This window comes from Paralimibaculum aggregatum (assembly GCF_030270585.1).
GTDB classification, from domain to species: Bacteria; Pseudomonadota; Alphaproteobacteria; order Rhodobacterales; family Rhodobacteraceae; genus Thermohalobaculum; species Thermohalobaculum aggregatum.
The window spans coordinates 1-6,320 of sequence record NZ_BSYI01000083.1; the positions used below are offsets into that span (position 1 = coordinate 1).

The following is a 6,320-nucleotide window of genomic DNA, read 5'->3' on the forward strand; positions in this document are numbered from 1 at the left end:
CCTGCGCGCCTCGAGATCCTCCAGTTCGGCCTTCAGGCTCGCCGAGAAGAGGCCGGCCTTCACCGCCTCGACAAGGTTGACGATGGCCCGCCGCACGCGGGTGAGCTCTGCCTGCTGGCCGTCCCGCGCGGCGCGCGCGGCCCCGGTGGCGCGGGTCCATTCGCGCTGGTACTCGGCGATGAAGCCGGCCACGAGATCGGGATGCAGCAGGTGCTCGGCGAGGCCGTCCAGCACCGTGCTCTCGAGCAGGTCGCGCCGGATCGTGCGGCGATTGCCGCAGGTGCCGCGGTTGCGCGTGTTGGCACAGCCGTAGTGGCGCTTGCCGACGAGGACATAGCCGCCGCCGCAGGCGCCGCAGGTCAGCAGGCCGGAGAAGAGGTAGACCGGGCGGCGCGCCCGCTCGGCACGGATGCCGGCCGGTTCGCCGGCCTCCGGAGAGACCGCGGCCCGGGTTTCCGCCTGGCGTGCCTTCACGGCCTGCCAGAGCGCGTCCTCGACGATCCTCAGATCCGGCACCGGCTCGGTGATCCAGGCCTCGGGCGGGTTCGGGCGGGCCTGGCGCCGGCCGGTCTCGGGGGCCTTCACGAAGCGTTGCCGGTTCCAGACGAGCTGCCCGGCATAGAGGGCATTGTTGAGGATCCCGGTGCCGCGGCGCCAGTTGCCGTGGATGGTGGAGGCACCCCAGGGCCGGCCACGGGGGCCGGGGATCGCCGCGGCGTTGAGTTCGCCGGCGATGGCGCGCGGGCTCCGGCCCGCGGCGAAGGCCTCGAAGATCCGGGTCACGACGGCCGCCTCGGCCGGCTCGATGCAGCGCTCGCCCGGGCTGCCCGGGCGGGTGCGGTAGCCATAGCAGATGCCGCCGCCGGAGAGGCCCCGGCGCACGCGGCCCTCGAGCCCGCGGCGGGTCTTCTCGGCCAGCTCCTTGAGATAAAGCGCACCCATGGTGCCCTTGAGCCCGACATGCAGCTCGCCGATCTCGCCCTCCGAGAGCGTGACGAGCCGCACGCCGGCGAAGGACAGCCGCTTGAACAGCCCGGCGACATGCTCCTGGTCGCGGGAGAGGCGGTCGAGGCTCTCGGCGAGGAGCACCGCGTAACGGCCCTCCCGGGCGCCCTCGAGCAGCGCCTGGTAGCCGGGTCGCAGATGCGATGCGCCGCTTGCGGCGTGATCGGTGTAGACCGGGCCGGCCGCCCATCCCTCGGCCTCGATCCGCTGGCGGCAGACCCGCACCTGGTCCTCGATCGAGGCCGCGCGCTGCAGCTCGGAGGAGTAGCGCGCATAGATCGCGGCAATGGTCATGAGGCATCTCCGATTGCGCCGATCAGCCCGGCATAGGCCCGGCCAGTCTCGATCATCCGGGCGTGGCGATAGTGCTTCTCGGCGGTCCGGAAGCTGGTATGGCCGAGTATGGCACGGGTCAGGCGCGCGGCGTCGGGGGAATGATGGGCGAGCGTGGTCGCCGCGGCATCCCGGAAGAAGTGGGGCGGGATGGCGACGCCGAGGAGCCGGCGGGTGATCCCGGCAATCCGCTGGGAGAAGTGGCCGTCGCCGTAGGCTGCGCCGCGGTCCCCCACCCAGAGCCGGGAATGCACCGCCCCGCCGCGCGCCATGAGCCAGGGTCGCACCGCGTCGACATAGCCGAGCAGCGGGCCGGCGAGGCAGTCCGGGACCGGCGCCTCCCAGGCGTTGCCGGCCTTGAGGTCCCCGGCGCCGAGGCTGATCGTGAGCCTGCTGCCAACCCGGTGGAGCGAGGTGCCGAGCGCGAGCCCGTTGAAGCTGCGCCGGCGGAGCGGCAGGAGCGCGAGCGTCGCGACCATGATGCCGTCGCGCCGCCGACGGGCCTCGGCGAGCGTCGATGGCGCACCGGGCCCGTCGGCGGCCGCATGCGCGAGCCCTGCTGCCACGAGGACCTCGGGGGGGACGATCCGGCCCCGCTTGCGGGGCGAGCCGGCGCAGGCCGCCTCATGGCGCTGGCGGGCGATCGCACGGCGCTGCGCCGTCCAGTCCCGCGCGGGCGCAATGGCCGCCGCGACGCGCAGCGCGCCCTCGGCCAGGGTCCGGCGCGACACTGCCGCGAGCCCGGCCTCCCGCTCCATCCAGGCAGCGAGGCGCGCCGGCGTGAGCCGCCCGGCGGGGGCCTCGTCGAGGGCGGCGGGGTCCTGCGCGGCCACCCAGGCGAGCCAGTGGCCATGGGCATGGGCCAGCGTCTTCAGGGAGGCCGGGCGGAGGCCGGCGAGCGCGCCCGGCTCGTCCAGCGGGCCGGCAGGCGTCGTCAGGGCGGTCCAGGCGAGGCGGTCGGCCTCGGGCCAGTGCGCCACGGGGAGGGAACGGGCGGGGATCACCGGCCGATCCCCTCGACGAGCTCGGCGAAGAGCCGCGTCGCGGTGCCGGCCTAGAAGCCGGCATAGGCGTTGAGCGTGGAGCTGAGCGCGGCATGGCCGAGCAGGCGGCGGGCGGCCTCGTCGTTGCCGGGATGGGCCTCGAGCCAGAGCATCGCGGCGAGGTGGCGGAAGAGATGCATGTGGATCTCCAGACCGAGCTCGCGGCGGATGGTACGCGAGATGCGGGCCGAGAGCGCCCCCTTCGCGCAGGGCGCGGCGCCGTCGCGCCGCGGGAACAGCCAGGGCGTGCCGCCGGGCACGAGCACCGGGCGGTGCCCGGTGAGATGGCGGTCGATGAGGGCGACGACCGGCGGGTGCAGCGCGAACTCGATCGGCTGGCGGTTCTTCACCTCGTCGGCCCCGAAGACGAGCCAGACCCGCCCGTCCTTCTGGCGCTGGAGGTGGCGGTCGATGCGGATCTCGGCGAGGTTGCGCCGGCGGATCGGGCAGACCAGCAGGATGGCGATGGCCACCGCGATCTCCATCTCGAGCGCCCGGCTCCGGGGCGGCCTGGACGCGGCCCGCTCTTCGAGGCGGCGGGGCAGGGCGACGTGGCTGCGCAGCATGTCGGGATCCCGGAGCGGGCGCAGCCGCGCGCGGTTCTTGTCCGTGAGCCCGGGCGGCCGCTTGACCGCGAGCCTTTGGGCGTGGCGTTTGAGTTCGGCAAGCGTCTCGCCTACAGGCGCGGACATGATCCCGTGCGACGAGATGGAGCATCACGGCGATGTTGGCCGTCCCGGGTGTCGGCTTTCCCTCCGAGCGGTCGAGCATCCAGGTGAGCCCCTGGCGTGCCGCGCCGGTCTCGACGAGGGCGGCGAGACCGGTGATCTCCTCCACCGGTCTGCCGGCATGGACGAGGGCCGAGGCGAAGCGGATCGCCTGGGCGCGGCGGTGGCGGATGGTCGCCGGGCGCAGGCTGCGCGGGCGCGCCGCCGGATCGAGCGGGTCGGGCCGGGCGAGGCCGTCGAGGTAACGCCCGAGATCGGCGGCGAAGCTGGCGGGGAAGCGCTCGAGCCCGAGCGCAGACTGCGCCGATCTCGAGGCCGCGGTCAGCCTCCGCTTCGGCCAGGCGGGCAGTTCGCGGGCGGCCAGGTTCCAGCTGCAGACCGCGGCCCGCGCGTCCTGATCCGGCGACCTGCGGATCTCGTTGAGCCCGAGCGCCACGCGAAAGGCGTCGACATGCAGGTCCGCGACCGCCTCCGGGGCGATGCCGAGCCGGCTGAGGAAGCGCACGAAGCGCTGCAGCCCCGGCGTGATCGAGGGATTGCCGGCATCGAGCACGGCGCGCCAGAGCCGATCCCAGACAGGGGTCAGCGGCACCGGGCGCGCGGGCCTGCCCTCCACGACCCCGAAACGGGCCAGCGCCGCCCGGGCGTCGCTCACCGCATTGGTCCAGCTCCTGGGGCTGAGGCCGATGGCGGCAGGCATCACCCGGGCGATGCGCGGCCGCAGCCAGGCGGGGTCGGCAGGAGCATCCTCCGGCGCATGGCCGATCGCCCGGGCGACGCGGCGCAGGCCGGAGGCGAGATCGCGGCGGCGTGTCGGCGAGAGATCGGTGGCCGCGTCGACATGAGCGAGCGCGTCGGCCAGGCTCGGCGTGGTTGCCGCCACGAAGGCGGTCTCGAGCTCCCTGGGGTCGATCCGGCGCATCGGGTGGGTCTCCTTCGTGACAGGGATGGTCTCGGGTGGACAGGGGCGGACCGGCGGGTCCGTTCGGGATATGGGGTCAGGCGCAAGCTTCTTCGTTGCGCCTGCCATGTCCTCCCGAGGATCGATCATCTCTCTGGAATCACTGGACATTCATGGACATCCGCGGTCAGGTGTGCCGGCGCGCCCGGTAGCGCGCATGGGCCGCGCGGGTGATGCGCAGCGCGCGGCCCGAGGGGCCGATCCGGATCGCCTCGAGCAGGCCCGCCGCGATCGCGCGGCGGACCGACTTCTCCGAGCACCGGTCCGCATGCGCGACATCGCGCACGGTCATCAGCCGGTCCTCGGCGGCGTCAGTCGGGGTCTTCTTCATCGGGGGAGCCTGCCTCTGCAGGGGCCTCGGCAAGGGCCTGCCGGACGGCGTCGCGGGCCAGCAGCCGGACGAGCGCGAGCAGGGCAGGGGGATGCCCCGCCCCGTCCTCGCCATGTCCGGCCGTCTCGCCTGTCGCCTCCGTCGCCACGGATCCCCCGCAGAAGCCGGTCGGCCGGTGCGGCGCGACCTTCTGGCCGCGCAGGATCGGGGAACAGCCGGCGCCGCGACAGCACGCAAGGGCATTCACGGGTACCAGACCTGCGAGCCCGGCGCGGTGCCCCGCGGGGAGGATCGCGGGGCGGATCCGGGGGCGGATCAGCCCATCCAGGGCTCCCTGGCCTCGGCCCGTCTGGCCTTCACCGCGGTCTCCCAGCGGCGCGACAGCGCCGTCGCGGTCAGGCTCCGATGGGGGCCGAGCGGGGCGAGCGCCGCCGTGCAGAACCCGATGAAGTGACCGCGGCGGGCATAGGGCAGCAGGTCGTCCGCCTGCCGCCAGCCGGTCAGGCGCATGAAGAGCCCGGCCAGCAGCGGCAGGGCCGTGGTCAGGCGCCAGTCCGCCTGCCCGCCGCGCCGGACGCGGCGCCCATGGGAGTGCGCCCGCTTGCGGCAGAGCGCGCGGATCTCGCGGCGCTCCGCCGCGTCGAGCCGGGACCAGAACAGGGTCCGCAGCGAGGGCCGCTCGCCGTGCCGCGCCCGCCGCCGGCGCGTGCCGAAGCGGCGGAGGATCGCGCCCTCGAGGCCGATCCACAGCGCCGGCTGCGCATGCGCCTCGGACAGCGGGTCGTCCGCCTCCGCCAGCGCCAGGAACCGGTCCCGCAGCTCGGCATCGCCCGGTTCGGCCGCCTCCAGCGCGGTCCAGACCGCCGAGGCCGCGCTGCCGTCGCTGGCCAGTTCCGTCGCATGGAGGATCGCCAGGATCCCGGCCCCGACATCCTCGGGAGGAAGGCTGCGTCCGGCCGCGGCCCGGGCAAGCGCGACCCTCACCCGTGCAAGATCGCGCGGCGGACAACGCTTCAGGGTCCTGGTCGGCAGCAAGGCGGGCAACTCCCTCATGCGCGCAAGCCGGGCAATCGGGACCCGGACCGGCGGAAGGATAGCAAGCAGAAATGCCCTCGTAAGGGCAGGCCGGCTCCGCGCGAGCAGGCCAGCAGAATCCGGCTCTTCCGTGTTCGGTAAGCTGACGAACTGCGCCCGAAGGCGGGTTCGGCCGCAAGCACGCGAATCTTGCCGTCTGGCGAACTCCGGACGGATGAGGGCCACGGTCTTGAGGAAACGATCCATGCGTGAGAGTGGCAGCGTGTTTGACAGAAATTGGCAATTATTGCCATACTGGCATCATGGAGGATCACCCATGGCCACGATGAACGTCTCCCTGCCCGACCCGATGAAGGACTGGGTCGAGGCCCAGACCAGGACCGGCCGCTACAGCAATGCGAGCGACTATGTGCGCGACCTGATCCGCCGCGACCAGGACCGCGCCGCGAAGATCGCCGAGATGCAGCGGCTCGTTACCGAAGGGCTCGAGAGCGGTGCGAGCGATCGATCGATGAGCAACATGCTCGAGGAAGCCCGCCGCCGGTGTTCGGCACCGGGATCATCGGGCCATGATCTTTAGGCTCACTGCCAGAGCCGAAGAGGACATCATCCAGACCTATCTCGAGGGAGCACGGGAGTTCGGCGGCGCGCAGGCCGAGGCCTATCACGCCAGGCTCGAGCGGACCCTTGCGCTCCTCGCCGACAATCCTCGACTGGCGCGCGGGCGCACCGAGCTCGCGCCGCCGGTTCGCGTCCATCCCTGCGGCGTGCACGTCATCGTCCATCTCGTCGACGAGAGCGACGACGTGCTGATCGTACGCCTCAGGCACGGCCGCGAGGATTGGGTGGTCGATCCGATCTGACGGAATGAGCAATAGCGGAAG

The 6,320-nt window shown here is 73.2% G+C and carries 7 protein-coding genes; 2 read left to right on the forward strand and 5 right to left on the reverse strand.

The genetic code is table 11. The features are described 5' to 3' along the window. The 5 genes from QSJ97_RS24055 to QSJ97_RS24075 form a co-directional block, all read right to left on the reverse strand. A partial coding sequence (locus tag QSJ97_RS24055) for a recombinase family protein (RefSeq protein ID WP_285675023.1) occupies nucleotides 1-1,299 on the reverse strand: 1,299 nt, incomplete at its 3' end. Then, the gene (locus QSJ97_RS24060; RefSeq protein ID WP_285675024.1) at nucleotides 1,296-2,342 is read right to left on the reverse strand and encodes a tyrosine-type recombinase/integrase; all 1,047 of its coding nucleotides are present in this window, start codon (nucleotides 2,340-2,342) and stop codon (nucleotides 1,296-1,298) included. The genes QSJ97_RS24060 and QSJ97_RS24055, both read right to left, overlap by 4 nt. Nucleotides 2,343-2,392: 50 nt before the next feature. Beyond that, the gene (locus tag QSJ97_RS24065; RefSeq protein ID WP_285675025.1) at nucleotides 2,393-2,947 is read right to left on the reverse strand and encodes a tyrosine-type recombinase/integrase; all 555 of its coding nucleotides are present in this window, start codon (nucleotides 2,945-2,947) and stop codon (nucleotides 2,393-2,395) included. A gap of 1,250 nt (nucleotides 2,948-4,197) precedes the next feature. Next, a complete protein-coding gene (locus tag QSJ97_RS24070) occupies nucleotides 4,198-4,401 on the reverse strand; it encodes a helix-turn-helix domain-containing protein (RefSeq protein WP_285675026.1) in 204 nt (67 codons plus the stop codon). A 315-nt stretch (nucleotides 4,402-4,716) separates the two neighbouring features. Continuing rightward, nucleotides 4,717-5,385 (reverse strand): hypothetical protein, encoded by a 669-nt coding sequence (locus tag QSJ97_RS24075; protein WP_285675028.1) that lies wholly within the window; start codon nucleotides 5,383-5,385, stop codon nucleotides 4,717-4,719. Between the two features lie 367 nt (nucleotides 5,386-5,752). Here QSJ97_RS24075 and QSJ97_RS24080 point away from each other — a divergent pair, with 367 nt between their 5' ends. Both QSJ97_RS24080 and QSJ97_RS24085 read left to right on the forward strand, forming a co-directional pair. Next, a complete protein-coding gene (locus QSJ97_RS24080) occupies nucleotides 5,753-6,016 on the forward strand; it encodes a type II toxin-antitoxin system ParD family antitoxin (protein WP_285675029.1) in 264 nt (87 codons plus the stop codon). Continuing rightward, complete coding sequence (locus tag QSJ97_RS24085; protein ID WP_285675030.1) at nucleotides 6,006-6,299, forward strand: type II toxin-antitoxin system RelE/ParE family toxin; 294 nt, start codon at nucleotides 6,006-6,008, stop codon at nucleotides 6,297-6,299. Before QSJ97_RS24080 ends, QSJ97_RS24085 begins: the two co-directional genes overlap by 11 nt. Nucleotides 6,300-6,320: the final 21 nt, after the last annotated feature.

Excerpts from the sequence above, each read along its gene's own strand:
- QSJ97_RS24065 (WP_285675025.1), bottom strand. The coding sequence starts at position 2,947 with ATGCTGCGCAGCCACGTCGCCCTGCCCCGCCGCCTCGAAGAGCGGGCC.
- QSJ97_RS24070 (WP_285675026.1), bottom strand. The coding sequence starts at position 4,401 with ATGAAGAAGACCCCGACTGACGCCGCCGAGGACCGGCTGATGACCGTG.
- QSJ97_RS24080 (WP_285675029.1), top strand. The coding sequence starts at position 5,753 with ATGGCCACGATGAACGTCTCCCTGCCCGACCCGATGAAGGACTGGGTC.
- QSJ97_RS24085 (WP_285675030.1), top strand. The coding sequence starts at position 6,006 with ATGATCTTTAGGCTCACTGCCAGAGCCGAAGAGGACATCATCCAGACC.